The following is a 24560-nucleotide window of genomic DNA, read 5'->3' as shown; positions in this document are numbered from 1 at the left end:
CCATGCCAGACACCACCACCCCAGCCTCCGCCGCTGTCTCCGCCTCCCTCGACAGCTTCTTCTCGCCGCGCAGCATCGCCATCGTCGGCGCCTCGGCCAGCGCCGGCAAGATCGGCGCGATCCCGCTGCGCTACCAGCTCGAATGCGGCTACCAGGGCAAGGTCTATCCGATCAACCCGGCCCGCGCCGAAGTGCAGGGCGTGCGTGCCTGGCCGTCGCTGCGCGCGGTGGAAGCGCCCATCGACCTGGCCGTGTTCGCGGTGCCGTCGGCACAGGTGGACGGCGCGCTGGACGATGCCATCGCCGCCGGCGTGCGCAATATCGTGCTGTTCTCGGCCGGCTACGCCGAGGTCGGCGCCGACGGCGCGGCCATGCAGCGCCGCCTGGCCGACAAGGCGCGCGCGGCGGGCATCCGCCTGCTCGGACCGAACTGCCTGGGCTTCATGAACGTGGCGCAGGATGTCTACGCCACCTTCTCGCCGGTGGTCGGCGCCGGCAAGGCACGCGCGGGCTCGATCGCCATCGTCAGCCAGAGCGGCGCCTTCGGCGCCTATGCCTACGCGCTGGCGCGCGAGCGCGGCCTGGGGCTGTCCTGGTGGGCCACCACCGGCAACGAGGCCGACATCCAGGTGGCCGACTGCATCGCCTGGCTGGCCGCCGACCCCGCCACGCGCGTGATCCTGGCCTATCTCGAAGGCTGCCGCGACGGCGAGCGCCTCAAGGCCGCGCTGGCGCTGGCGCGCGCGCACGGCAAGCCGGTGGTGGCGGTCAAGGTGGGACGCACCGGCCTGGGCGCCGCCGCGGCCGCCTCGCACACTGCTTCGCTGGCAGGCGACGACGCCGTCTACGATGCGCTGTTCCGCCAGTACGGCGTGTGGCGCGCGCACGGCATCGAAGAGTTCTTCAGCATCGGCTACGCGCTCTCGGTGGGGCGGCTGCCGCCCAACGACAAGCTCGGGCTGCTGACCGTCTCCGGCGGCGTCGGCGCGCTGATGGCGGACGACGCCGCCGACGCCGGCCTGGACGTGGCACCCATGCCGGAGGCGGCGCAGCGCTGGCTGACCGAACGGGTGCCGTTCGCGGCGCCGCGCAACCCGGTCGACGTGACCGGGCAGGTCACCTCCGACCCGGGCCTGCTCGAAGCCACCGCGCAGCGCATGCTGGGCGACGGCGGCTATGGCAGCCTGCTGGTTTTCCTCGCCGCCGGCGGGCTGTCGCCATCGATGGCGCCGGTGCAGACGCGCATGGCGGCGGCGCTGCGTGCCGCCTGGCCCGATCGCCTGATCGTGTTCAGCACCCTGTCGCATGCGCCGCTGCGTGCCGAGCTGGACGCGCTGGGCTGCCCCAGCTTCGACGAGCCCGGCCGCGCGGTGCGCGTGGTGGCCGCGCTCAACCACTTCCGCCGCCACCTGGGCAGCGGCGCCGCAGCGCCCGCGCCGACACCGGTGCTGCCTGCGCTGGCGCTGGCGCGCGGCACGCAGAACGAGGCGGACTCGATGGCCCTGCTGGGCGCGCACGGCCTGCCCTGCGTGCCCTGCCGTGCCGCGCACGATGCCGATGCCGCCGTGGCCGCCGCCGAGGCGCTCGGCTACCCGGTGGCACTCAAGGTGCTGTCGCGCGACATCCTGCACAAGAGCGATATCGGCGGGGTAGCGCTCGGGCTCGCCGACGCCGGCGCGGTGCGCGCCGCCTGCGCGCGCCTGCAGGACAACCTCGCGCGCCACGCGCCGCAGGCCGCGCGCGAAGGCTTCCTGGTGGCACGCATGGCCGCGCGCGGCGGCATCGAGTGCATCCTCGGCGCGCACCGCGACCCGGTGCTGGGGCCGGTGGTGATGTTCGGCCTGGGCGGCGTCAACGTCGAGGTGTTCCAGGACGTCAGCTTCCGCCTGGCGCCGGTCGATCGCGCCGGCGCGCTGGAGATGATCGGCGCGCTGCGCGCCGCGCCGCTGCTGCGCGGCCATCGGGGGCAGCCGCCGGCCGACCTCGACGCGCTGGCCGACGCCATCGCCGCGCTGTCGCGCCTGGCCGCGGCGGCGGGCGATTCGCTCGAGTCGATCGACATCAACCCCTTGCTCGCCTACCCCGCCGGCGCAGGCGCGCTCGCCCTCGATGCGGTGGTGACCGGAACCGCGGCGACAGCAGGACCGGCCGCTTGATTGCAGCAGGCGGGCCGGCGCCGGCCCGCCCGCACATACGTACATACGCACGCACATACGCACACACAAGCCAGCAAGCCAGCGATACAGCCGGCATCGCGGCCCGATGCCGCCCCGAACAGGAGACAACCATGCATGCCACGCCATCCCTTGCCCCGTCCCATCGCGCCGCGCGGGCGCCTGCGCGCCGGCGCTCTCCCTCGCGCGCCTGGCGGTTCGGCACCGCACTGCTGGCCGCCACCAGCCTGGCGGCCGGCGCCGCGCCCGCGCAGGAAGCGGCCTGGCCGTCCCACCCGATCCGCCTGGTGGTGGCCTCCGGCGCGGGCAGCGGCACCGACATCTTCGCGCGGGTCTTCGCCGAACAGCTCGGCAAGGCGCTCGGCCAGCCGCTGGTGGTGGACAACAAGCCGGGCGCCAACGGCATCCTCGGCAGCGCCGCGGTGGCCAAGGCCAGGCCCGACGGCTACACCCTGCTGTTCACCTACGCCGCCTCCATCGTCATCAACGCCACGCTGCAGCCGGCCCTGCCCTACGATGCGCAGAAGGACCTCGTGCCGGTGGCGCAGGTCGGCTCGGGCGGCAACCTGCTGGTGGTCTCGCCCGACCTGCCGGTGCACGATATCCGCGAGCTGGCCGCCTACGTGCGCGCACAGCCGCAGGGGCTGGACTATGCCTCGTGGGGCATCGGCTCGGGCGGCCACCTGACCATGGAATCGCTGAAGGCGCAGACCGGCCTGAAGCTGCGCCACGTGCCCTACAAGACCGTCTCGCAGATCCTGACCGATATGCAGGGCGGCATCGTCAAGCTCGCCTTCGTCGACGCCAGCTCGCCGCTGCCGCTGATCCGCGCCGGCAAGCTGCGGCCCATCGCCGTCTCCGGCACGCGCCGCGCGCCCGCCTTTCCCGCGCTGGCCACCATGACCGAGCAGGGCTACCCCTTCCAGGCCGACAGCTGGTACGGCCTGTTCGTCCCGGCCGGCACGCCGCCGGCCATCGTGCAGCGCCTGAACGCCGAGATGAACCGCGCGCTGGCCGCGCCGGCGCTGCGCGAGCGCTTCACCGCCTACAACATGGGCACGCCGCCGATCAAGAGCGTGCAGCAGTTCGCCGACACCGTGCGCGCCGACACGCGCATGTGGGGCGACGTGATCCGCGCCGCCGGCGTCACGCCGGAGTAAGGGCCGCCGGCCGCGCCATCGCTTGTCCATCCGCATTCCCCGCATCCCCCACCACCGACGAGAGAGACATCCATGCACGACGACACCGCCCTGCACGCGCGCATCCGCGACGCGCTGGTCTACAGCTTCCCGGTCCACGACGTGGCGCAGACCCGCTGGCAGTTCACGCAGAACCCGGATAACCACAGCCAGCGCGGCGCGCCGCCCAATGTGCTGCATCACAACCGGCGCCTGCTCAACCACCGCGCGCGCACCGTCACCATGCCGAACAACGACACGCTGTACTCGATCGCCTGGCTGGACCTGTCGGGCGGGCCGCTGCTGCTGTCGCTGCCGGATATGCAGGACCGCTACTACAGCTTCGCCTTCCTCGACATCTTCACCAACAACGCCGCCTGCATCGGCCGGCGCACCACCGGCACGGCCGCCACCGCCTTCCTGCTGGCCGGCCCCGGCTGGCAGGGCGAGGCGCCGGCCGGCACCCGGCTGCTGCGGCTGCCCAGCAACGACATCTGGGCCCTGGGCCGCGTGCTGGTCGACGGCGAGGAAGACCTGCCCGCCGTGCATGCGCTGCAGGACGCCATGCGCCTCGCGCCGCTCGACGCCGGCAGCACGCCCAGGCTGCTGCAGGCGCGGCCCGACGAGCGCTCGCCCGAGCACTACCTGGAACTGGTCAACGAGGTGATGGGCCGCAACCCCGTGCCCGCGCACGAGCAGGCGCTGGTGGCGGGCTACGCCGACCTCGGCCTGCGCCCCGGCGCGCGCAACGCCTGGCAGGCGCTGGACCCGGCGGTGCGCCAGGCCTGGACCGAGACCCACGCCGCCAACCTGCACGCCCTGCGCAAGGCGCCGCCCGACACCTCCTATCGCAGCGGGCGCGGCGGCAGCTGGTCGTCCGGGGTCGACCACCTGGGCAACTTCGGCGACGACTATGCCTACCGGGCCTTCGTCTCCCTGGTCGGGCTGGGCGCGCTGGAGCGCGAGGAAGCGATCTACTTCACCGCGCTGACCGACGGCCGGGGCGAAGCCCTCGACGGCGCCCACCGCTACCGGCTGGCCATTCCCGCCGACATGCAGGTGGACGCTTTCTGGTCACTGACGATGTACGAATTCGCGCCCGACGGGCGTCGCTTCTTCACCGACAACCCGCTGCAGCGCTACGCGCTGGGCGACCGCACGCCCGGCCTGGTCCGGCACGCCGATGGTTCCTTCGACATCTGGCTGCAGCACGCGGCGCCCGACAGCGCCGACGCGCGTGCCAACTGGCTGCCGGCGCCGGCCGGCCGCTTCTCGCTGGCACTGCGCTTCTACCAGCCCCGGCGCGCGCTGCTGGACCGCAGCTTCGATATGCCGGAAGTCGAGCGGGTCGACTGAGCGACCTCGGCCGGCCGGCATTCGCCGGTACGTCGGCGCTCGCTTCGTGCCTGCGCCCGCCCTCACCCCCGGCCCCTCTCCCGCAAGTGGGAGAGGGGAGCGAACCCGCGCAATGCGAACCCCGTCGCGCTGGACGAAGCCTACGAGATGCACCAACACCAAGCGCCAAGCACACGGTCTTGCGAACCGATGGCATAGCTAAAGCCGTCGTTCGCCGGCGCGACAGCACCCGCCACGCGGCAACCGGGCTCCCCTCTCCCGCCTGCGGGAGAGGGGTTGGGGGTGAGGGCCGGCATTCGCTAATACGACGGCGCTCGCTTCGTGCCAGCGCCCACCCTCTCCCCCGGCCCCTCTCCCACAAGTGGGAGAGGGGAGCGAACCGATGGCATAGCTGAAGCCGTCGTTCGCCCACGCGGCACATTGCCCATCGCACCTTGCCAGCCCGGCGCAGCCACAAAAAAGGCCCCGCCGGCATCGCCGGCGAGGCCTTGCGAATCCGGCCGGCAGGCCGGACTGGGTCCGCCCGGTCCGGGTCAGAAGATGGTGCGGATGCCCAGGGAGATGCCCAGTTGCCCGCTCGAACCCGGCGTCTTGTAGTAGGTCTGCGCGGTGGCGGGCAGGTAGCCGACGGATTGCCCGCTCGGCAGGTAGCCGATGTTGTCCCAGTTCAGCGAAGCGTTGTGCGCGTAGATGACGGCGGCGAACAGGTCGGTGCGCTTGGACAGGTTGTAGTCGGCCAGCGCCAGGTATTGCTGCGGGTTGGGCGGATTGACCACGGTGCCGCCGATGTTCGCGCGCTTGATATTGTCGTAGTACCACGCCAGCGTCAGTTGCAGCGCCGGCAACGCCTGCCAGTTCACGCCGGCCCAGTACATATCGTCGCGATGCGGCAGCAGTGTCGGCGTGCCGCTGGCCGGCGCCACCGAATTGCCCCAACGGTACCCGCCCATCAGCTTGACCGGGCCCAGCATGTAGCTGAGGCCGATGGCGGCACGCATGTCGCGCCCGTAGTCGCTGCCACCGGAGGCGCCGGTCGCCTCGGCCGTGTTCAGCGTCTTCACTTCGTCGTAGCCGACGCCGATGCCGAAGCCGTTGCTGAAGTAGGTCGCGCCGGCGCCGTAGGCCGAGCCCGCCGTCACCGAGCCGGCGCGCTCGCCGAACGACCAGTGCGTGTAGAGCGTGACCGGGCCGAAGGTGCCGGTGTACTGCGCCATATTGCTTTCGCGGAAATTGGGGCCGGCGAAGCCGACCACCGGTTCGAACTCGGGCGCGTAGGCGGTGGGCATGAAGTTCGCCAGGGCGAAGAAGGACGAGGTGTACTGCCGGCCGAAGGTGACCTTGCCGTAGGCGCGGCTGTTCAGGCCGACATAGGCCTGGCGGCCGAACATCAGGCCGCCGGCGAGCTGGCCGTTCTCGGTGGCGAACTGGTTCTCCAGCACGAACACGCCCTGCAGGCCGCCCCCCAGGTCCTCGGTGCCGCGCAGGCCCCAGCGCGAGTTGGCGATACCGGACGAGTTCATCAGCACGGCCGAGCCGCTGCCGGGCGCCAGCACGCCGCCGACGGTGTTCTGCGCGTGGTTGACGTACTGCACGGCGGCGGTCACCACCCCGTACAGGGTCACGGAGGTCTGGGCGTGGGCGCCCTGCGCCATCAGCGCCGATGCGGCGGCGGCAAGCAACAGCTTCTTCATTACCTGGTCTCCCATGTCTCGGCGGCACGGCCCGCGCCCGTGCGCGAGCGGCGCGGTTCGCCTTGCCGCGCCGACTAATCCCAGAGATTAATCACTAATCCGTGAGATTAATCCCGGAGATGAATTCGCATAGGTGGGGATTTCCCGAGGGGCGGCCGCGGTGCGGCAAGCGCGCAACGGTGACTTGGGCTACCATTGCCTGCCGCCGCGGGAGACCACCCCGGGTGGCCGCGACACGCACCGCGCAGGTGCCGCTTCTTCCGACTCCCGACGTCCTGAGTCCTGCATTCGTTGAAGAGCGCTGTCTGTCGGGTAGCCGCGCGAGCCTGTGTGATGACGGATCGCGCTGCCCCTCGGCGGAATCAGGGCGGACTCAGTCGACGAACCTGCGGTTCAGGACCCGATCCTTCACAGATCTCCCATGTCCGACAACGCCATCCTCCAGGTCGGCCCGCTGGCGCCGCAACTCAACGACACCCTGCAACAGCAGTACGGCGCGGTGGCGCTGTGGCAGCAGGCCGACCGCGCGGCCTGGACGGGCGCGCACGGCGCCTCGGTGCGCGTGGTGGTGACCTCGGCGCGCCATGGCTGCGATGCCGCGCTGATCGCGGCGCTGCCGAAGCTGCAGGCCATCGTCAGCTTCGGCGTGGGCTATGACTCCATCGATCTCGAGGCAGCGCGCGCACGCGGCATCGTGGTCAGCAACACGCCCGACGTGCTCAACGATTGCGTGGCCGACCTGGCCTTCGGCCTGCTGCTGGACAGCGCGCGCGGCATCGCCCACGGCGACCGCTTCGTGCGCGCCGGCAGCTGGCTGCAAGGCGCCTTCCCGCTGACCACGCGCGTGTCCGGCAAGAAGCTTGGCATCCTCGGCCTCGGCCGCATCGGCGAGAAGGTGGCGCGCCGCGCCGCCGGCTTCGACATGGAGATCGCGTACCACAACCGCGGCCCGCGCGCGGGTGCGCCGTGGCGCTTCGAGGCGGACCTGCTGGCGCTGGCGGACTGGGCCGACTTCCTCGCCATCACCTGCGTGGGCGGCCCGCAGACCGAGGGACTGGTGTCGCGCGCGGTGATCGAGGCGCTGGGCCCCCGCGGCATCCTCGTCAATGTGTCGCGCGGCAGCGTGGTGGACGAGGACGCGCTGGTGGAGGCGCTGCGCACGGGCCGGCTCGGCGGCGCCGGACTCGATGTCTTCCGCGACGAGCCGCGCGTGCCGCAAGCGCTGCTGGCGCTGGACAATGTGGTGCTGGCTCCGCACATGGCCAGCGGCACGCACGAGACGCGCGCCGCCATGGCGGCCCTGGTGCTGGAGAACCTGGCCGCCTTCCTGGCCGGGGGCAAGGTGGTGACGCCGGTCGCCTGAGCGCCCCCTATACTGGATAGGCCGGCCGCGGGGCGCCACCCCGCCCCCCCCGCCGTCCCCCGCCCAGACGCCTCATCCGCGCCGGATCCTTCGCTCCAGGAGGCAAGCATGGCACGCAAGTACATCGACTGCCGCGACTATCCCAGCGAGTCGCAATGCACGGTCGCGCTCAGCGCCGACACCGAAGAAGAACTGCTGGAGGCTGCCGTGCAGCATGCGGTGCAGGTGCACCGGCACCAGGACACGCCGGAGCTGCGCAGCCAGCTCAAGGCCTGCTTCAAGGAAGGCAGCCCGCCGGCCTGAGCGGCGAGCACTGCCAGTACCAGCAGCCGGGCCCGGCGGCCCGGCCGCACCCTCAAGGCGCCAGCGCCGGATGCCGCAGCGCATGCGCGGCTTCGGCCAGGTGCGAGCGGAAGCGGCGCTCGTCGCGCGCCAGCCCCAGCTCACCATTGCGGTAGGCCATGGCCAGCGCCTGGCTCGATTCCGGATGTTCGCGCTCGGCCGCCTGCTCGTACCAGGCCAGCGCGCGCGCCGGGTCGAGCGGCACGCCGTCGCCTTCGCGATAGGCGTTGGCGAGCATGAACATCGCATGCGGCACCCCGCCCTGGGCGGCCAGCGTGAACCAGTGCGCCGCTGCCTTGGGATTGGCGGGCTGGCCGTAGCCGCCACGGTGCAGCAGGCCGAGGTAGTAGGCGGCACCGGGGTCGCCCGCGTCCGCGGCGGCGCTCAGGTGCGCGCGGGCCCGGGCCGGATCCATGCCGCTGCCGGCCGGCACGCCGAGCAGGGCCGCCTTGCCGAGCAGCAGGTGGGCGCGCACGTCGCCGCCCAGTGCCGCCTTCTGCAGCCACTGGCGTCCTTCGGCAAGCGGCTGCGCCTCGGCGCGGTCCCACAACGCCTCGCCCAGCGCGGTCTGCGCCGCCGTCTCGCCGCGCGCGGCGGCCGCACGCAGCGCGGCCAGCGCCTGCGCATCGCCGGCCGGGCCGGCCAGCGTGCGCAGTTCGGCGAGCTGCGCGCGGCGCGTCTCGGTGTGGTGGCGCCAGGCCCCGGCGCCACCGACGCCGGCCGCCGCGACCGCCACCGCCGCCAGCGCGGCGGCCAGCAGCGGATGGCGCCAGCGCGCCGGGCGCCCCCCGGGCGCAGGCTGCGCCCGCGGCACGCTGGCCAGGCCGCGCCGGGACCCGCCCGGCACGGCCGGGGCGCGCATGGCACGCTCAGCCATTGAGGTCCACCAGGTAGCGCGACAGGTTCTTGCCCGAACCGTCATCGGCCTTGTCCAGACTGATGTTGGTCAGGCCGGCCGCCTGTGCCTGCGGCAACTGTCCCTGTGCCGAGCTGAACACCACCTTGCCGGCGGTCGCCACCTTGGTGAAGCGCCAGCTGCGCGCGTTGCCGTTGGCCGCGCGCGTGATCGAGGCTGCCTTCTTGATGTAGGCGATCAGCACGTCGCGGTTGGCATCCGGCGAGGCATAGACCGTCTTGCTGCCGTCCAGGCCCGGGAAGTTGCCGCCGCCGCTGGCGCGGTAGTTGTTGGTGGCCACGATGAACTGCTGCGCGGCGGTCAGCGGTGCGCCCTTGTAGGTCAGGTTCTTGATGCGGCTGCCGACCGGCTGCGTCACGTCGATCTCGTACTGCAGGTCGGGCGTGGTGAACATGTCGAAGTTGTAGCCGGGGAAGCTGCTGATCAGCTGCTGGTCGGCGGTGGTGGTGGTGCTGATCTGGTTGAAACGCTTGGCGGCGGTCTCCAGCCAGGCCTTGACCTCGTCGCCGTTGACCTTCACGGCGTAGACCGTGTTGGGGTACAGGTAGAGATCGGCCGCGTTGTTGATGGCCAGGTTGCCGGCCTGCACGTCGGTATAGTCGTTGCCGCCGCCGAAGCCGCTCTTGAACGGCGCCGACACCGACAGCACCGGCAGCGACTTCAGGGCCGGCAGGTTGGCGTCGATGTAGTCCTTCACATAGGCCGCCTGCGCCTGGTTGACGATCTGGATCGCGCCCGGATCGCCGACGTCGGCGAAGTAGCTGCTCATGCGGTAGTCGGTGGTGCCGATCGGCGTCTTCACGTAGGTGATGGTGGCCTTGTGCTCGGTATCGACCTTGGCCGCGACGGCGGCGTCGGCCGCCACATAGGTCTTGTCGGCGTTCTGGATCGAGCGCGCTTCCACCTTGGTGGCGCTGGTGTCGACCGTCCAGCGCGAGCCGGTGTGGGCGAGCTGCAGCTTGATCACGCCCAGGTGCTTGCCCCAGTAGTTGGCCATCACGGTGGGCACGCCGTTGACGGTGCCCTTGGCCTTGTCCACGCCCGGCAGGTTGAACTGCGGCACGGTGCTGGCGGCGTCGGGGAAGATCTGGTGCGAGTGGCCGATCAGCATGGCGTCGACGCCGGCCACCTTGGACAGGTGCCAGCTGCCGTTCTCCATGTCGGGCGAGTAGGCGGACGAGTCCAGGCCGCCGTGCGAGATCACCACCACCAGGTCGGCGCCCTTGGCGCGCATTTCCGGCACGAACTGTTCGGCGGCTTCCTTGACGCCGACGGTGTAGACCTTGCCGTCGAGCCAGCGCTTGTCCCAGCTCATGATGGCCGGCGGCGCGAAGCCGATGATACCGATCTTGACCGGCACCGTGACAGCCTTGCCGTCGGGAGCGGTGGCCTTCACCTGCTTGGTGATGATGGTGTAGGGGTTGAACAGCGGCTTGCGCGTCTTGACGCTGTAGACGTTGGCCAGCACCTGCGGGAAGGCCGGGCCGGCGCACGCGGTCTGCTGTGCGGGATCGGGCAGCCCTTCGACGCTGAACTTGTTGCCGGTGACCTGGTTCAGGTAGGCCAGGCCGTAGTTGAACTCATGGTTGCCGATGCCGCCGCCATCGTAGCCGGCGTCGTTCATCACCTTGTACATGGCCAGCGTCTCGCTGCACTTGAGCGGATTGACCTGGGCCTGGTAGTCGGCCAGCGCGGTGCCCTGGATGGTGTCGCCGTTGTCCAGCAGCACCGTATTGGGAAACTCGGCGCGCGCCTGCTTGATCAGCGTGGAGACGCGCTCGAAGCCGAGCGAGCTGTCGTCGGCCAGCTTGAAGTAGTCGTAGCTGCGTACGTTGGTGTGCAGGTCGGTGGTTTCCAGCAGGGCCAGCGTGGTCTTGGTACCGGCCGCGACGGCGGCCTGGCTGGTGCCGCCGGCGGTGCCGGCGCTGCCGCCCGCGCCGCTGCCGCCGGCGCTGTCATCGGAACCGCAGGCCGCGAGGGCGGCCGCTGCCGCGGCCAGCACCGCGAGGCGGGCGACCTGGTAGTGAACATCGGACATCTATGAGCTCCCTTCTTTGTTGTGATGTGCTCGGAGCCCCGGATTCTGGACAGCGGGAGTGGCAAACGTTTTGCAATCCGGTGACAAGACCGTGACGAACGCGCGGCAGCCTGCCTTGACCAGCTGGCAGGCGAAGCGCTCCCACGCCCCGGGCTGCCGTGGGCGGGAATATGCTGCAAAGAGCCTATTCAGCCGACGTGATGTCGATCTTGCGCCGCACCGCATGGACGCGGGCCTCGGCCTGCCCTACCATTGACCCTCGTTATATACAGATTTATATTGCGCCTGCGACGCCGCTTTCCGCCGGCGCCGGCCCGTTCGTCCTGCCACCGGATCCCGACATGCCCCTCCGCTCGCCCTTGCCCGCCCGCCGCCCGCTCGGCGCGCTCCGCGCCGCCGCCGCCACCGCCCTCTCGGTGCTGGCCTTCGCCGCCGCGCCGGCCCATGCCGCCGACCTCGTGGTATCGGCCGCGGCCAGCCTGACCAACGCCTTCAAGACCCTGTCGGAGTCCTACGAGCGCGCCCACCCCGACACCAAGGTGCTGCTCAACTTCGGCGCCTCCGATGTGCTGATGCAGCAGATCATCAAGGGCGCGCCGGCCGACGTGTTCGCCTCGGCCGACCAGACCGCGATGGACAAGGCCGAGGCCGAGCACGTGGTGCAGCCCGCCAGCCGCCGCGACTTCGCCGCCAACCAGGTGGTGATGATCGTGCCGGCCGACAGCAAGCTGAAGCTGGAGTCGCTGCAGGACCTGGCCCGCCCCGAGGTCAAGCGCGTGGCCTTCGGCAACCCGGCCTCGGTGCCGGTGGGCCGCTATACCAAGGGTGCGCTGGAAGCCGCCGGCCTGTGGGACGCGGTCTCGGCCAAGGGGGTGCTGGCGCAGAACGTGCGGCAGAGCCTGGACTACGTCGCGCGCGGCGAGGTGGAGGCCGGCTTCGTCTTCGCCACCGACGCAGCCGTGATGCCCGACAAGGTCAAGGTGGCGGTGCGCGTGCCCTCGCGCACCCCGGTGACCTACCCGATCGCCGTCACCACCCAGAGCAGGCAGGCCACGCAGGCCGCCGCCTTCGTCAACTATGTGCTGTCGCCGGAGGGCCAGGCCATCCTGGCCAAGTATGGTTTCCACAAGCCCTGAGTGCCTGTGCCTGTGCCTGTGCCTGTGGCTGCTCCGGCGGCCTGACCGGACCGGATGATGGACGCCGCCTGGGTACCGCTCGCCCTGTCCCTCAAGGTGGCCGGCTGCGCCACCGTGCTGAACGCCGTGCTGGGCGTGGCCGCCGCCTTTGCGCTGGCGCGCTGGCGCTCGCGCGCGCGCGACGTGGTCGATGCGCTGCTGACGCTGCCGCTGGTGCTGCCGCCCACCGTGCTGGGCTACTACCTGCTGGTGCTGGTGGGCCGGCGCGGCGTGCTCGGCGCCTGGCTGGACCGGCTCGGCATCGAACTGGTCTTCACCTGGCAGGGGGCCGTGCTGGCCTCCACCATCGTCGCCTTCCCGCTGGTGCTCAAGTCCGCGCGGGCGGCCTTCGAAGGCGTCGACCACCAGTTGGAAAATGCCGCGCGCGTGCTGGGCGTATCGGAAGCCGGCATCTTCTTCCGCGTCACGCTGCCGCTGGCGATGCGCGGCATCGTCGCCGGCGTGCTGCTGGCCTTCGCGCGCGCGCTGGGCGAGTTCGGCGCCACGCTGATGGTGGCCGGCAACCTGCCGGGCCGCTCGCAGACGCTGTCGGTGGCGATCTACGAGGCGGTGCAGGCCGGCGACGACCGCACCGCCAACCTGCTGGTGCTGGTGACCTCGGTCACCTGCGTGGTGCTGCTGGTGGTGGCCGCACGCCTGGTCCCCGCCTCCGCGCGCCAGCCACTCCGCTGAGTCCACGATGAGCCTGCAAGTCAGCCTGCGCAAGCGCATGGAATCCGCCGAGCGGCACTTCCTGCTCGATATCGCCTTCACTTCGGCGAGCCGCCGCATCGCCCTGTTCGGCCCCTCCGGCGCCGGCAAGAGCCTGACGCTGCGAGCCATTGCCGGGCTGCTGTCGCCCGACGCCGGCCGCATCGTGCTCGGCGAACGCGTGCTGTTCGACACGGCGGCGCGCATCGACGTGCGCCCGCAGCAGCGGCGCGTGGCCTATCTGTTCCAGGACTACGCGCTGTTCCCGCACCTGACTGTCGGGCAGAACATCGCCTTCGGGCTCGCCACCGGCTGGCGCAATCCGGGCCGCCGGCAGCGCCACCCCGAGGCCGAACGCTGGATCGACGCCTTCGGCCTGCGCCAGCTGGTAGGCCACTACCCAGCGGAGATCTCCGGCGGGCAGAAACAGCGCGTGGCACTGGCGCGCGCGCTGGTGGCGCGGCCCGACATCATCCTGCTCGATGAACCGTTCTCGGCGCTCGACCCCGCGCTGCGCGCGGCCCTGCGCGCCGAACTGCGCGCCCTGCAGGCCAGCCTGGACGTGCCGATGGTGCTGATCTCCCACGATCCCGAGGACGTGGAGGCGCTGGCCGAGCACGTGCTGGAAATCCGCGACGGCCGCATCCACGCCGCCGCGACGAACGGCCACGCACGCGTCTACGCGCCGGCCGACGCGCGCGTGGCCTGAGCCGCGCACGCCGCCGGCGCGCGCTACGCGGCGCGCAGCAGGTCGACGTAGGCACCTTCCAGCAGGCGCTCCGGCCCGACCCCCAGGTGCGCCAGCAAGGCGTGCGCCTCGGCCACGCCATCGGCCTCGCTGTCGCCGTCGGCCAGCACCACTTCCAGCTCCAGGAAATCGCCCAGTCCCTCCACGCGGTCCAGGTGGATGCGGGTGCGGCCGGCCAGGTACAAGGTGCGCAGCTTGCGCACGCGGCCGCTGACGCCATAGGCATCGGCCAGCGCGGCGCGCAGCGCATCCGGCTCGGCGGTGGGCACGATGCGGTAGTCGCTCAGCTTGGGCCCCGCGCTGTCGGCGCGCCGGTAGAAAATCAGTTCGCCGCGCTCGGGGCCGAAGGCGCGCAGCTTGAGGCGGCCGGCAGCGCAGGCGAAGAAGGTGTCGTCCTGCTGCAGCAGTTCCGGGCCGCGAGCATCCAGCGCCGCCACACGCGGCAGCAGAGCGTCGATGTCGTCGAGGCGGGCTTTGATTTCGATATTGCGTGGCATGGTGTCACCTTGCTGGCGGATGGAAGGCGGGCCGGTGCTTGCGCCAGGCAGCGCGCAGGCACGGCAGCACGGGGAGTGCGCCGGGCGTGACCCGGCATTGTGACAGGTGCGCCGTCGGGCGTGCTTCGGCCCGTACGTCGGCCGTACGTCGGCCGTACGTCGGCATGTGCCTGGAAGGCCGGCAGGCACGTAGCGCACTCAGCCCAGGGTACCGAGGATCACACTCGAAGCCTTGAAGATGGCGTGCGCGCGGTGGCCCGGCTGCAGCCCCAGCGCCTCGGCGCTGGCCAGCGTGATGACGGCGGCCACGGTGCCGCCGCCATCCAGTTCCAGCACCACTTCGCTGTTGACCGCACCCGCGATCACCCGGGTCACTTTGCCTGCCAGCTGGTTGCGGGCCGACAGGCGCAGGCCGGGCTCGGGCAGGCCGAGCAGCACGGAGGTCGCCTTGACCAGGGCGAAGGCTTCCACGCCGGGCGCCAGGCCGAGCGATTCCACGCTCTCGCGCGTGACCGTGGCGACCACCTGCTGCCCGCCCGGCAGCGCCAGCACCACCTCGTCGTTGACCACGCCGCCACGCACCTGGGCCACCGTGCCGAACAGCTTGTTGCGGGCACTGGTCTTGACCTGGAAGCGCCGCATCAGGTCGAGGTCGTCGGCGGCCGACTCGCCCAGCCGCGCCAGGTGCTCGACGAAACGCCGATGCTCCGCCTCCAGCGCGCGGTAGGTGCGGATCAGGCGCTCGGCGCGCTCGGTCAGGCGGGTGCCGCCGCCGCCCTTGCCTCCGGCGGCACGCAGCACCAGGGGCTCGCCGGCGCTGTTGTTCATGGCGTCGATGGCGTCCCAGGCAGCCTTGTAGCTGAGCCCGACCGCCTTGGCCGCGGCCGTGATCGAGCCCTGCTCGCCGATCGCCGCCAGCAAGGCGATGCGGTCGTGCCCGCCCCAGTCGCGTGAGCCGGAGCGGAACCAGATCGCCCCGTCGAGTTCGAGCATCGAAGCCATGGCAGGACGGCGCCTGCGCGGCGCCGGGAACAGTGGAGGAACGCTATGGTAACGCTGGCAACACCGCGCGGCGCCGCGCCCCGCGTGCTGCGGTCGCGGCCGTCAGTCCTGGTGGGCGGGGATGTACCAGCGCATCATGCTGCCGGCGAAGTATTGCCGGTCGAAGCGGCGCAGCAGGTTCCAGGCGGAGAAGACATCGACGCCGAGATCGACGAACGCCCAGGGATGGTCGGGATCGCCATCGCGCACGAGCTCGACCGAATTGACCGGCGCGTACGGCGACAGCTTGTCTCGCAGCATCTGCTCGGTCACATCCCGATGAAGCCCGCGGATCAATACCTGCATGTCGATATTCCTTGACTGGCGCAGCGCCTAGAACAGTACGGCAGTACTCCAAGCGGCGCCCCTGCATTTTCAATTGTAGGCGCCGCCACGGCGGCCGCCATCAACCCATGACGTGGACACCGCCGTCCACATAGACGGTGTTGCCGGACAGCCGCCGCGCGTAGCGTGTGGCGAGATAGGCAGTGGCGAAGCCCACGTCCATGATGTCGACCAGTTCGCCCAGCGGCGCGCGCCCCGCCGCCTGTGCCAGCAGCAGGTCGAAGTCCTTCAGGCCGGAGGCCGCGCGCGTCTTCAGCGGCCCCGGCGAGATCGCGTGCACGCGGATGCCGCGCGGGCCGAGCTCGTAGGCGAGGTAACGGCAGCAGGCCTCGAGCGCGGCCTTGACCGGCCCCATCAGGTCGTAGTTGGGCACCACCCGCCGCGCGCCCTCGTAGCTCATGGCGAACAGCGTGCCGCCATGCGACATCAACGGCACCGCGCGACGGGCCATGCGCACGAAGGAGTGGCAGGAGATATCCATGGCGCGCGCGAAACCGGCCGCCGACGAGGCCAGCAACCCGCCCTGGAGATCGGCCTTGGGCGCGAAGGCGATCGAATGCACCATCGCGTCCAGGCTGCCCCAGGCCTCGCCGATACGGGCGAACAGGGCCTCGGCCTGCTTGTCGTCCTCGACGTCGAGCGGCATCAGGATCGGCGCGCCGATCGCTTCGGCCAGCGGCGCGACGTGCGGCAGGGCCTTGTCGTTGAGGTAGGTCAGCGCCACTTCGGCGCCCAGCTCATGGAAAGCGCGCGCGCATCCCCAGGCGATCGAATCGGCGTTGGCAACGCCTGCCACCAGCACGCGTGCCCCGTCCAGCGGCCGTCCGGCTGCTTCGTTCATGGTGTTTCTCCTGCCGCCCCCGGGCGGCCTCGAGCCTCATGGTCCTGCGCGATGGCAACGCCCGCCGCCTATGCCGGGCCTACGCCGCCTAAGCCTTGCGCTGCGCGCGCGCCGGCGCGCGCTTGCGCACGGCGGCACCCGCCCCGGCCTGCGCGGACTTGGCCGCCGTCCCCGCGCGACGCGTGGTGCGCCGGTTGGCGCCTGCCGCCGCGGCCGGCCTGTCGCCGGCATCGGCACGCGCATCGGCATGGGTATCGGCATGGGTATCGACCTCCGCGCCCGGTGCCGGGATGTCGCGCCCGGCCTGGCCGCCATCCGCGGCGCCGCCCTGCGGCAGCGCCTCCTTGTGGTCCGTGCCCAGCACATGCGCCACCTCGCGATAGCGTTCGAGCTCCCCACCTTGCAACGGGCCGGGCAGCGTCAGCACGCGATGGATGGCGATCATCAGCAAGGGCCGCAACGACAGGTCCGGCATCAGCGCCGGCAGCGTCTCGAGTGCGCGCCGCGCGTCGAGCGAGACCAGGAAGGTCTGCTGCCGCGCGGCCTGCTTGAGGTCGTTCAGCGAGGCCTGCTGCTGCATGTGCTCGCGCGCCATCTTGCGCATCAGGTTGAAGGGACGCTCCTCGATCGAGGCATAGTCGCTCTTGACGTAGGCCAGGATGCGCACGAAGGCATGGACCGGGCCGCCCTGGTCGAAATCGCCCTGCGCATCGCGGATGCGGCGCGCGGTGAGTTCGCGGCGCAACGCATCGATCGCGGCCGGCGCCGCCTGCGTGGCGGCGGCGCGCTCATCCATGCCGACCATGGCCTGGACCAGCGGCGAGCGGTAGATGGTCTCGAAGACGTGTTCGTACCAGGCATCGCGTGTGTCGCGGTACTGGTTCAGTGCCGCCACGATGGCGGCCGACACCGCGTGCTCGAGCGCCAGCAGGGGGTTGTCGCGCGCCACCGGACGCCGGTGCTCGCGCACCATGGGCGCCAGGGCGCCGACCCAGCCCATGCACGGATTGGCGTCCGACTGCAGCGTGCGCTCCAGGCGCGAGGACTGCAGCCCGCGCAACAGGTGGGCGCTGGCCTCGTTCGACAGCGCGCGCACGGCCGGCGAGACGAAGGTGTCGTAGCAGCGCTGGTTGATCTCGGCCACGCGCCGCACCACGCGGAAGGCCTGCTCGTCGTCGCGGCCGTCGTCCAGGGCCAGGATATCGTCGATGGTGCGCCGCGCGAAGCGCATCAGGTAGCGCCCCTCGATCAGGTCGGTATGCGGGGTGTCCGGCGCGATGTCCTCGATCACGGCCTCGTAGAGGCCGGGCGGCAGCACGTCGATCAGGTCGAGTGCTGAAAACAGTTCGGTGTGCTCGCGATTGGCCACGCCGGACGAAACGAAGATGCCCAGGTGGCCCACGGAATCGTGCAGGCAGTAGACGATCACCTGCTCGTTGGCGACGATCTCGTCGACGTCGGCGTAGAGATCGGGAATCCAGTTCAGCGCCTGCTGCGGCGGCGTGATGTTGTCGCCCCAGGAGGCGAACACCACGATCGGCGAGCGCACGTTGCGCAGGTCGATCACCGACTTGCCGTCGGGGCTGCGCAGCTCGCCCGAGGTCAGCCGGTTGCCGACGAACAGGTTCTGCACGATCCAGTCGATCTCGTCGCGGTTGAGCTGGTAGTGGCCGCCCCACCAGCGCTCGAAGTCGAGAAAGCGCGGCCCTTCGGTATCGGCCTTGGCGTAGAGGTTGTAGAGCTTCTCCCACAGCGCGTTGGCCGGGTTGAGCTGCTCGAAGTTCTGCACCAGGTAGGCGCCGTCGAAATGGCCGTTGCCCAGGTCGGCGGCGAACGACGAGGCCCACGAACCGCCCAGCAGCCCGCCGCTGTAGCGCATCGGGTTGCGCCCGCGCTGGCCGGACCAGTAGGCCAGCGGTGAACCGGCCAGCAGGATGGGGCCGACCAGGTCCGGCGCGCTCGCCGCGAGCAGCATCAGCGCCCAGCCGCCCTGGCAGTTGCCGATGACGAAGGGCTTGACGTCGGACTGCGGGTGGCGCTCGGCCACGGTGCGCAGGAACACTTCCTCGGCGCGCGTCACCGCCGCGATGGTCTGTCCGGGACAGGGCTCGGGGAAGAAGGACACCAGGTAGCAGGGATGGCCGCCACGCAGCGCGATACCGATCTCGCTGTCGATCTTGAAGCCGCCGATGCCGGGCCCGTGGCCGGCGCGCGGGTCGATCACGACGAAGGGCCGCTTGCTGTCATCGGTCTCGTCGCCTTCCGGCGCGACGATGCGCAGCAGGGCGTAGTTGACCGGATCGGGCAGCGTGCGTCCGTCGAGCACGATCTCATAGTCGAACACCAGCACCGGCGGCATGCCTTCGCGCTCGTGCTCGACGGTCTGGTTGCCGCGCTCGCGCAGGATGTCGAGCGTGAGCACCATGCGCTGCCAGGCATCGACGCCATAGTCCCAGGCCGCCTGCGGCCAGGCCGGCAGCGGCAGGGTGGCGGGCATCCCGAAGGGCGCGAAGGGCGCGAAGGGCGCGAAGGGTATGAAGGGTGTGAGGGCCGTTGTGCCGGCCGTGACATGCGCCGCCGGCTGCGCGGGCTCCGCCGGGGCCGCCTGGCCGTGGCGGGAGACGGGTTCGCTTGCGTTCACTCGCTTGCCTCCTTGATCCAGCACACAGGCGCCCTGCGGCGGCTATCGTGGCATCGGCCGGCAAGTGCCGGGCAGGTCTGGCAATGCCGTCGCGGGCCGCAGGATGCTGCTATGCAACAACGGGCAATCTACCAGCTTGTCATGGCACCCGCAATCACACAAGCGAGGCAATCCGGGCATTTCTTGCGCCATCTCAACAAAGACATGCCCCGCGGAGCGCAACATGTGGCCTATACTGGTCCTGCTTTTTGCGCATTGCAGTATGAACAGCGCGAACACCCGGCCAGCATGACGAATCCGTGAAATACCGCGAGACACCATGGACACGCCAACCGACAAGTACGCCGCCCTGCTGGCACGCTGCGCCGGCCAACCCGCCATCCCCACCGCCGTCGCCCATCCTTGCGACGCCGCCTCGCTCGGCGGCGCGCTCCAGGCCGCGCGCCTCGGCCTGATCGAGCCGCTGCTGGTGGGGCCCGCCTCCCGCATCCGCGAGGTCGCCGACACGCACGACCTCGCGCTCGGCGGCGCGCAGATCATCGACGCACCGCACAGCCACGCCGCCGCCGCACGCGCGGTGCAGGCGGTGCGCGCGGGCGAGGCCGAACTGCTGATGAAGGGCAGCCTGCATACCGACGAGCTGCTGCACGAAGTCACCAGCGCCAGCAGCGGCCTGCGCACCGAGCGGCGCCTGTCGCATGTGTTCGCCATGGACGTGCCGAGCTACCACAAGGCGCTCTTCATCACCGACGCCGCGGTCAATATCTTCCCCTCGCTCAACGACAAGGCCGACATCTGCCGCAATGCCATCGACCTGGTGCGCGTGCTCGGCATCGACCGCCCCAAGGTGGCCATCCTGTCGGCGGTCGAAACGGTGACCGACAAGATCCCCTCCACCATCGACGCCGCCGCGCTGTGCATGATGAGCCGGCGCAGGCAGATCGAGGGCGGCGTGCTGGACGGCCCGCTCGCCTTCGACAATGCCATCAGCCAGGCGGCCGCCGAGGCCAAGGGCATCGCTTCGGAAGTGGCGGGCGACCCCGATATCCTGCTGGTGCCCGACCTGGAGGCCGGCAATATGCTCGCCAAGCAGCTGACCTTCCTCTCCGGCGCCGAAGCGGCCGGCATCGTGCTGGGTGCGCGCGTGCCCATCGTGCTGACCAGCCGCGCCGACAGCGTGCGCGCGCGCATCGCCAGCTGCGCGCTGGCGGTGCTGCTGGCCCATGCGCGGCGCGCCGCGGTGGCCACGGCGCGCATCTGAGGCCGGCGCCATCGTGTCCGCCAGCCACCATCCGCCATCCGACAGGAGCCTGCGCAGCGTGAACCATCCGTCCCCCACCATCCTCGTCGTCAATGCCGGTTCGTCCAGCGTCAAGGTGTCCGTCTACACGGTGCCCGAGGCCGCCCATGGCGACGGTGACGTCAATCCCGAGCTGAGCGCCCACGGACAGATCGAAGGCATCGGCGTGGCGCCCCGCCTGACCGTGCACATGGCCGATGGCCGCCCGGTGGCCGACGAGCGCTTCCCGCTGGCCCAGGTGGCCGACCACGACGCGGCTTTCCGCCTGATCCGGCTGGTGCTCAGCATCGGCCTGCGCGACAACCCGCCGGTTGCGATCGGCCATCGCGTGGTGCATGGCGGCGCGGACTTCACCGAGGCCGTGCGCATCGACGACGAAGTACTGGCGAAGCTGGAGGCCCTGGTACCGCTGGCGCCGCTGCACCAGCCGCACAACCTGACCGCCATCCGCGCCGTGCGCGAGGCCGCGCCCGAACTGCTGCAGGTGGCCTGCTTCGACACGGCCTTCCACGCCGGCCACGACGTCATGGCGCAGTTGCTGGGCCTGCCTTACCGCTACTTCGAGCAGGGCATCCGGCGCTACGGTTTCCACGGTCTCTCCTACGAGTACATCGCGCGCCGGCTGCGCCAGGTGGCACCCGACCTGGCCGAGGGACGCGTGGTGGTGGCCCACCTCGGCAACGGCGCCAGCCTGTGCGCCCTGCGCGACGGGCGCAGCATCGACAGCACCATGGGCCTGACCGCGCTGGATGGCATGCCGATGGGCACGCGCTGCGGCGCGGTCGATCCGGGCGCGGTGCTGTGGCTGGCGCAACAGGGCATGCGGGCCGACGAGATCCAGGCCATGCTGTACCAGGAGTCCGGCCTGAAGGGCCTGTCCGGCGTCAGCAGCGACATGCGCGTGCTGCAGGCCAGCGCCGAACCGCGCGCGCGCCTGGCGATCGATTTCTACGCCTATCGCGCCGCGCAGGAAGTGGGCAAGTTGGCCGTCACCCTGGGCGGGCTCGACGCCCTGGTCTTCACCGCCGGCATCGGCGCCAACTCGCCCGAGGTCCGCGCGCGCATCTGCGCCCACCTGACCGGCCTGTTCGGCATCGAGCTCGATCCGGGCGCCAACGACGACAACCGCCAGCGCATCACCCACGACGGCAGCCGCATCCCGGTGCTGGTGCTCCCCACCGACGAAGAAGGCATCGTGGCGCTCAGCACCGCGCGCCTGATGCGCGAGGCGATGGCGCAGAAGGCGGCGGCCTAGCGCTGGGGCTCAGCGTTGGCTTCGTTGCTGTGCTCGCGTGCTGGATCACACCGAGGGCTTCGCTGGATGTGGCGCCTTGCTAAACCACCCCTCTCCCCCGCCCACTCCCCATGCGGAGAGGGAGCCAAGACCTTGTGCTTGGCGCTTGGTGTTGGCGCATCTCGTTTCGGCTTCGTCCAGCGCGACGGGGATCGCACCGCGCCGGTCTGCTCCCCTCTCCCGCTTGCGGGAGAGGGGCCGGGGGAGAGGGCAGGCGCCCGCCATGCCGGCCTCGCCCCCCATGCCTGCGCCCTACCCCTCCAGGTAATGCGCGCGCAGTTGCTCCGCCTCGACACCCAGCGCCGTGCCGACATAGGCCGGCACGCTGCCCCAGCCCTCCTCGATCGCCTGCAGCGAGGCCTGCAGGTACTCGGGCTTGACCTCGAGCAGCGGCATCATCACCTCGGCGGCGATGCCCAGCGGCGCCATCTTCTGCAGCACGCCCTGGATAAAGGCGGCGTTCCAGCGGTTCGACTCCAGGTAGTTGGCTTCGATGACGTCCGGCGCGACACCCAGCGCCGACAGCAGCAGCAGGGTGGCGAAGCCGGTGCGGTCCTTGCCCGCGGTGCAGTGGTAGAGCATGCTGCGGCCGGCTTCGGCATGCTTCATGAAGCCGCCGAAGGCCTCCTGGTACTTGAGGGGGAAATCGCGGTAGACCTGCAGCATGAAGTCGTCCATCTCCCGCGCCGTCGCCGTGCGCAGCCGCGGCAGCAGTTCGCCCATCGCCATGCTGCCTTCCAGCACCGGCGTGGCGACCCAGTGGAACACCTGGCCGAAGCCGCTTTCCTCCGCTGACTTCTCGCCCGGCGAGCGGAAGTCGACCACCAGGTCGAGCGACAGCGCACGCAGCCGCGCGATATCGTCGGCGCTGGCCAGGCCCGGGTTGCCGCTGCGCAGCAGGCGGCCGCTGCGCAGGCGGCGGCCGCCTGCGCCGGTGAGACCGCCGAGGTCGCGCGCGTTGGCAACTTTCTCGAAGTGCAGCGGCGTGTCGGTCGATGCAGCGCCGGCGCCGGCACCGTCGGGAAGGATGGCCGGCGCCACGCGCGCCTGCCAGGATGCGAACCACTTGAACATAGTGCTTGGCCAGGAGAATCGTTGGAAAGGAACGCGCAGCCGGCGGCGATGACCGCCGCGCGCGAAAACATTCATCAGGTCGCCCCAATTATTTCAGATCGCCGCGCATGCCGGGAAATCGCGCCGATCGCATCGCCCCGGCCCTTGCGCTGGCGCAAAGGACGCCGGCATCGCCCTCGACAGCGCCACCGCGCGGGCCGGATAATTTTTTTGCCATGCCGGGCGCGCCTTCCTGGCGTTCCGCGGCCGTACCATCCGGCCCCCGCTGCGCGGGCCGCTACCGCGAGGAGTCCCATGCCCGATCCCAGCCCGCAATCCACGCTGCCCGATGCCAAGGCGGGCAAGCCTGCCGCGCAGTCCACCGCCGCCAGGGCGCAGCCCTGGGGCCTGTATGCCGCCGCCGTGGCACTGCTGGCCGTGCTGGCACTGCCACTGCCGGCCGACCTGCCGGTCGCCGGCCACCGCATGCTGGCCATCCTGGCCTTCGCCGTGGTGGTGTGGATCACCGAGGCGGTCTCCTACGAAGCCAGCGCCATCATGATCACCTCGTTGATGGCGGCCCTGATCGGCTTCGCTCCCGACGTGGCGGCACCCGACAAGCTGTACGGCACCGGCAAGGCGCTGGGCATGGCCCTGTCCGGCTTTTCCAATACCGCGCTGGCGCTGGTGGCGGCCGCCCTCTTCATCGCCGCGGCGATGACGGTGACGGCGCTCGACCGCCGCATCGCTCTGGTCACGCTGTCGGCCATCGGCACCAGCACGCGGCGCATCCTGATCGGCACCATCGCCGTCACCATTGCGCTGAGCCTGGTGGTGCCCAGCGCCACCGCGCGCAGCGCCTGCGTGGTGCCGATCATGATGGGCGTGATCGCTGCCTTCGGTGTCGACAAGAAATCCAATATCGCCGCCGGCATCATGATCACCGTGGCACAGGCCACCAGTGTCTGGAACGTCGGCATCCAGACCGCCGCCGCGCAGAACCTGCTCACCGTCGGTTTCATGGACAAGCTGCTGGGCGAGCGCGTGACCTGGCTGCAATGGCTGATCGCCGGCGCGCCGTGGGCCATCGTGATGTCGGTGGTGCTCTATTTCCTGGTGCGCGTGCTGCTGCCCGCCGAAGCCGACGCAATCCCCGGCGGCAAGGAGGCCGTGCAGCAGGAACTGGCCGCGCTGGGCCCGATGACGGGCCCGCAGAAGCGGCTGGCGGCGGTTTCGCTCGGGCTGCTGTTGTTCTGGGCCACCGAGGGCAAGCTGCACCAGTTCGACACCGCCACCGTCACCTTCGTCGGCCTCGTCATCCTGATGCTGCCGCGCGTGGGCGTGATGGACTGGAAGACCATGCAGCAACGCACCCCCTGGGGCACGCTGATCGTGTTCGGCGTGGGCATCAGCCTGGGCACCGCCCTGCTCACCACGCAGGCCGGCCAGTGGCTGGGCAGGTTCGTGGTGGCGAACTCCGGCCTGTCCGGGCAGGGACCGCTGTTCGTGTTCGCCGTGCTGGCCGCCTTCCTGATCCTGATCCACCTCGGCTTCGCCAGCGCCACGGCGCTGACCGCCGCGCTGCTGCCGATCCTGATCGCCGTGCTGCAGACCCTGCCGGGCGACCTCCACCAGGTCGGGCTGACCATGCTGCTCGGCTTCACCGTGAGCTTCGGCTTCGTGCTGCCGATCAATGCACCGCAGAACATGGTCTGCCTCGGCACCGACACCTTCAACGGCCGCCAGTTCGCCAAGGTCGGCATTCCCATGACGGTGATCGGCTACGCGCTGATGCTGCTGTTCGCCGCCACCTACTGGCGCTGGCTGGGCTGGCTGTAGGCCGGCCGCACCGCCCC

Annotated in this window: 20 protein-coding genes; 11 read left to right on the top strand and 9 right to left on the bottom strand. The window is 70.9% G+C overall.

From position 1 onward, the window contains the following. Positions 1-2: 2 nt before the first annotated feature. The 3 genes from BKK81_RS05910 (at position 3) to BKK81_RS05900 (ending at position 4708) form a co-directional block, all read left to right on the top strand. Entirely contained in the window at positions 3-2156 is a 2154-nt protein-coding gene (locus BKK81_RS05910) for an acetate--CoA ligase family protein (protein WP_071011331.1), read from the top strand. A 131-nt stretch (positions 2157-2287) separates the two neighbouring features. Then, positions 2288-3334, top strand: coding sequence for a Bug family tripartite tricarboxylate transporter substrate binding protein (locus BKK81_RS05905; RefSeq protein WP_071011330.1), 1047 nt, complete (start codon positions 2288-2290; stop codon positions 3332-3334). Positions 3335-3406: 72 nt separating this feature from the next. Next, a complete protein-coding gene (locus BKK81_RS05900) occupies positions 3407-4708 on the top strand; it encodes a DUF1254 domain-containing protein (RefSeq protein WP_071011329.1) in 1302 nt (433 codons plus the stop codon). 533 nt (positions 4709-5241) lie between these two features. Here the strand turns inward: BKK81_RS05900 and BKK81_RS05895 are convergent. Next, positions 5242-6399, bottom strand: coding sequence for a porin (locus tag BKK81_RS05895; RefSeq protein WP_071011326.1), 1158 nt, complete (start codon positions 6397-6399; stop codon positions 5242-5244). A 421-nt stretch (positions 6400-6820) separates the two neighbouring features. Between BKK81_RS05895 and BKK81_RS05890 the strand changes: the two genes are divergently transcribed. Together BKK81_RS05890 and BKK81_RS05885 are read left to right on the top strand one after the other, a co-directional pair. Further along, a complete protein-coding gene (locus tag BKK81_RS05890) occupies positions 6821-7762 on the top strand; it encodes a 2-hydroxyacid dehydrogenase (protein ID WP_071011324.1) in 942 nt (313 codons plus the stop codon). 108 nt (positions 7763-7870) lie between these two features. Continuing rightward, positions 7871-8065 (top strand): DUF1059 domain-containing protein, encoded by a 195-nt coding sequence (locus BKK81_RS05885; RefSeq protein WP_071011323.1) that lies wholly within the window; start codon positions 7871-7873, stop codon positions 8063-8065. 52 nt (positions 8066-8117) lie between these two features. Here BKK81_RS05885 and BKK81_RS05880 read toward each other — a convergent pair whose 3' ends face one another. Together BKK81_RS05880 and BKK81_RS05875 are read right to left on the bottom strand one after the other, a co-directional pair. Continuing rightward, on the bottom strand, positions 8118-8966 hold the full coding sequence (locus tag BKK81_RS05880) for a tetratricopeptide repeat protein (protein WP_083383960.1): 849 nt from the start codon (positions 8964-8966) through the stop codon (positions 8118-8120). A 7-nt stretch (positions 8967-8973) separates the two neighbouring features. Next, entirely contained in the window at positions 8974-11058 is a 2085-nt protein-coding gene (locus BKK81_RS05875; RefSeq protein WP_071011321.1) for a bifunctional 2',3'-cyclic-nucleotide 2'-phosphodiesterase/3'-nucleotidase, read from the bottom strand. Positions 11059-11399: 341 nt separating this feature from the next. Here BKK81_RS05875 and modA point away from each other — a divergent pair, with 341 nt between their 5' ends. The 3 genes from modA to BKK81_RS05860 are packed head-to-tail and all read left to right on the top strand — an operon-like array spanning position 11400 to position 13653. Then, on the top strand, positions 11400-12194 hold the full coding sequence (gene modA / locus BKK81_RS05870) for a molybdate ABC transporter substrate-binding protein (protein ID WP_071011320.1): 795 nt from the start codon (positions 11400-11402) through the stop codon (positions 12192-12194). A gap of 57 nt (positions 12195-12251) precedes the next feature. Beyond that, the gene (gene modB, locus BKK81_RS05865; RefSeq protein WP_071016116.1) at positions 12252-12926 is read left to right on the top strand and encodes a molybdate ABC transporter permease subunit; all 675 of its coding nucleotides are present in this window, start codon (positions 12252-12254) and stop codon (positions 12924-12926) included. Positions 12927-12933: 7 nt separating this feature from the next. After that, complete coding sequence (locus tag BKK81_RS05860; protein ID WP_071011319.1) at positions 12934-13653, top strand: sulfate/molybdate ABC transporter ATP-binding protein; 720 nt, start codon at positions 12934-12936, stop codon at positions 13651-13653. A 23-nt stretch (positions 13654-13676) separates the two neighbouring features. Here the strand turns inward: BKK81_RS05860 and BKK81_RS05855 are convergent, their stop codons facing one another. The 5 genes from BKK81_RS05855 to BKK81_RS05835 all read right to left on the bottom strand — a co-directional run bounded on the left by BKK81_RS05855 (position 13677) and on the right by BKK81_RS05835 (position 19057). Further along, positions 13677-14189 (bottom strand): class IV adenylate cyclase, encoded by a 513-nt coding sequence (locus tag BKK81_RS05855; protein WP_071011318.1) that lies wholly within the window; start codon positions 14187-14189, stop codon positions 13677-13679. Between the two features lie 198 nt (positions 14190-14387). Then, positions 14388-15182: a TOBE domain-containing protein gene (locus BKK81_RS05850; RefSeq protein ID WP_071016114.1), complete on the bottom strand. Its 795-nt coding sequence runs from the start codon at positions 15180-15182 to the stop codon at positions 14388-14390. 111 nt (positions 15183-15293) lie between these two features. Continuing rightward, positions 15294-15536: an RNA recognition motif domain-containing protein gene (locus tag BKK81_RS05845; protein ID WP_071011316.1), complete on the bottom strand. Its 243-nt coding sequence runs from the start codon at positions 15534-15536 to the stop codon at positions 15294-15296. 100 nt (positions 15537-15636) lie between these two features. Next, entirely contained in the window at positions 15637-16416 is a 780-nt protein-coding gene (gene fabI, locus BKK81_RS05840; RefSeq protein WP_071011315.1) for an enoyl-ACP reductase FabI, read from the bottom strand. Positions 16417-16504: 88 nt separating this feature from the next. Then, on the bottom strand, positions 16505-19057 hold the full coding sequence (locus tag BKK81_RS05835; protein WP_442873393.1) for a DUF3141 domain-containing protein: 2553 nt from the start codon (positions 19055-19057) through the stop codon (positions 16505-16507). 319 nt (positions 19058-19376) lie between these two features. Between BKK81_RS05835 and BKK81_RS05830 the strand changes: the two genes are divergently transcribed. Together BKK81_RS05830 and BKK81_RS05825 are read left to right on the top strand one after the other, a co-directional pair. Further along, positions 19377-20318: a phosphate acetyltransferase gene (locus BKK81_RS05830; RefSeq protein ID WP_071011313.1), complete on the top strand. Its 942-nt coding sequence runs from the start codon at positions 19377-19379 to the stop codon at positions 20316-20318. Positions 20319-20376: 58 nt separating this feature from the next. Further along, positions 20377-21612 carry an acetate/propionate family kinase gene (locus tag BKK81_RS05825; RefSeq protein ID WP_071016113.1) on the top strand — a complete coding sequence of 412 codons (1236 nt, stop codon included), beginning with the start codon at positions 20377-20379 and terminating at the stop codon, positions 21610-21612. Between the two features lie 291 nt (positions 21613-21903). Here the strand turns inward: BKK81_RS05825 and BKK81_RS05820 are convergent, their stop codons facing one another. Then, complete coding sequence (locus BKK81_RS05820) at positions 21904-22725, bottom strand: tyrosine-protein phosphatase (protein WP_083383958.1); 822 nt, start codon at positions 22723-22725, stop codon at positions 21904-21906. Between the two features lie 294 nt (positions 22726-23019). On the opposite strand from BKK81_RS05820, the gene BKK81_RS05815 reads away from it, so the two are divergent. Further along, positions 23020-24543: a DASS family sodium-coupled anion symporter gene (locus BKK81_RS05815; RefSeq protein ID WP_083383957.1), complete on the top strand. Its 1524-nt coding sequence runs from the start codon at positions 23020-23022 to the stop codon at positions 24541-24543. The last annotated feature ends 17 nt before the right edge of the window (positions 24544-24560 follow it).

Origin of the sequence: Cupriavidus sp. USMAHM13, from assembly GCF_001854285.1 — a bacterium.
GTDB classification, from domain to species: Bacteria; Pseudomonadota; Gammaproteobacteria; order Burkholderiales; family Burkholderiaceae; genus Cupriavidus; species Cupriavidus malaysiensis.
Note: the sequence above shows the minus strand (reverse complement) of the source record. Positions and strands in the feature narration are given on the sequence as shown.

Bases quoted from the DNA above. Each gene is read 5' to 3' on its own strand.
- fabI (WP_071011315.1), bottom strand. From the start codon at position 16,416: ATGAACGAAGCAGCCGGACGGCCGCTGGACGGGGCACGCGTGCTGGTG.
- BKK81_RS05850 (WP_071016114.1), bottom strand. From the start codon at position 15,182: ATGCTCGAACTCGACGGGGCGATCTGGTTCCGCTCCGGCTCACGCGAC.
- BKK81_RS05880 (WP_083383960.1), bottom strand. From the start codon at position 8,966: ATGCGCGCCCCGGCCGTGCCGGGCGGGTCCCGGCGCGGCCTGGCCAGC.
- modB (WP_071016116.1), top strand. From the start codon at position 12,252: ATGGACGCCGCCTGGGTACCGCTCGCCCTGTCCCTCAAGGTGGCCGGC.
- BKK81_RS05905 (WP_071011330.1), top strand. From the start codon at position 2,288: ATGCATGCCACGCCATCCCTTGCCCCGTCCCATCGCGCCGCGCGGGCG.
- BKK81_RS05900 (WP_071011329.1), top strand. From the start codon at position 3,407: ATGCACGACGACACCGCCCTGCACGCGCGCATCCGCGACGCGCTGGTC.
- BKK81_RS05815 (WP_083383957.1), top strand. From the start codon at position 23,020: ATGCCCGATCCCAGCCCGCAATCCACGCTGCCCGATGCCAAGGCGGGC.
- BKK81_RS05875 (WP_071011321.1), bottom strand. From the start codon at position 11,058: ATGTCCGATGTTCACTACCAGGTCGCCCGCCTCGCGGTGCTGGCCGCG.
- BKK81_RS05855 (WP_071011318.1), bottom strand. From the start codon at position 14,189: ATGCCACGCAATATCGAAATCAAAGCCCGCCTCGACGACATCGACGCT.
- BKK81_RS05820 (WP_083383958.1), bottom strand. From the start codon at position 22,725: ATGTTCAAGTGGTTCGCATCCTGGCAGGCGCGCGTGGCGCCGGCCATC.
- BKK81_RS05845 (WP_071011316.1), bottom strand. From the start codon at position 15,536: ATGCAGGTATTGATCCGCGGGCTTCATCGGGATGTGACCGAGCAGATG.
- BKK81_RS05895 (WP_071011326.1), bottom strand. From the start codon at position 6,399: ATGAAGAAGCTGTTGCTTGCCGCCGCCGCATCGGCGCTGATGGCGCAG.
- BKK81_RS05830 (WP_071011313.1), top strand. From the start codon at position 19,377: ATGGACACGCCAACCGACAAGTACGCCGCCCTGCTGGCACGCTGCGCC.
- BKK81_RS05910 (WP_071011331.1), top strand. From the start codon at position 3: ATGCCAGACACCACCACCCCAGCCTCCGCCGCTGTCTCCGCCTCCCTC.
- BKK81_RS05860 (WP_071011319.1), top strand. From the start codon at position 12,934: ATGAGCCTGCAAGTCAGCCTGCGCAAGCGCATGGAATCCGCCGAGCGG.
- modA (WP_071011320.1), top strand. From the start codon at position 11,400: ATGCCCCTCCGCTCGCCCTTGCCCGCCCGCCGCCCGCTCGGCGCGCTC.
- BKK81_RS05885 (WP_071011323.1), top strand. From the start codon at position 7,871: ATGGCACGCAAGTACATCGACTGCCGCGACTATCCCAGCGAGTCGCAA.
- BKK81_RS05890 (WP_071011324.1), top strand. From the start codon at position 6,821: ATGTCCGACAACGCCATCCTCCAGGTCGGCCCGCTGGCGCCGCAACTC.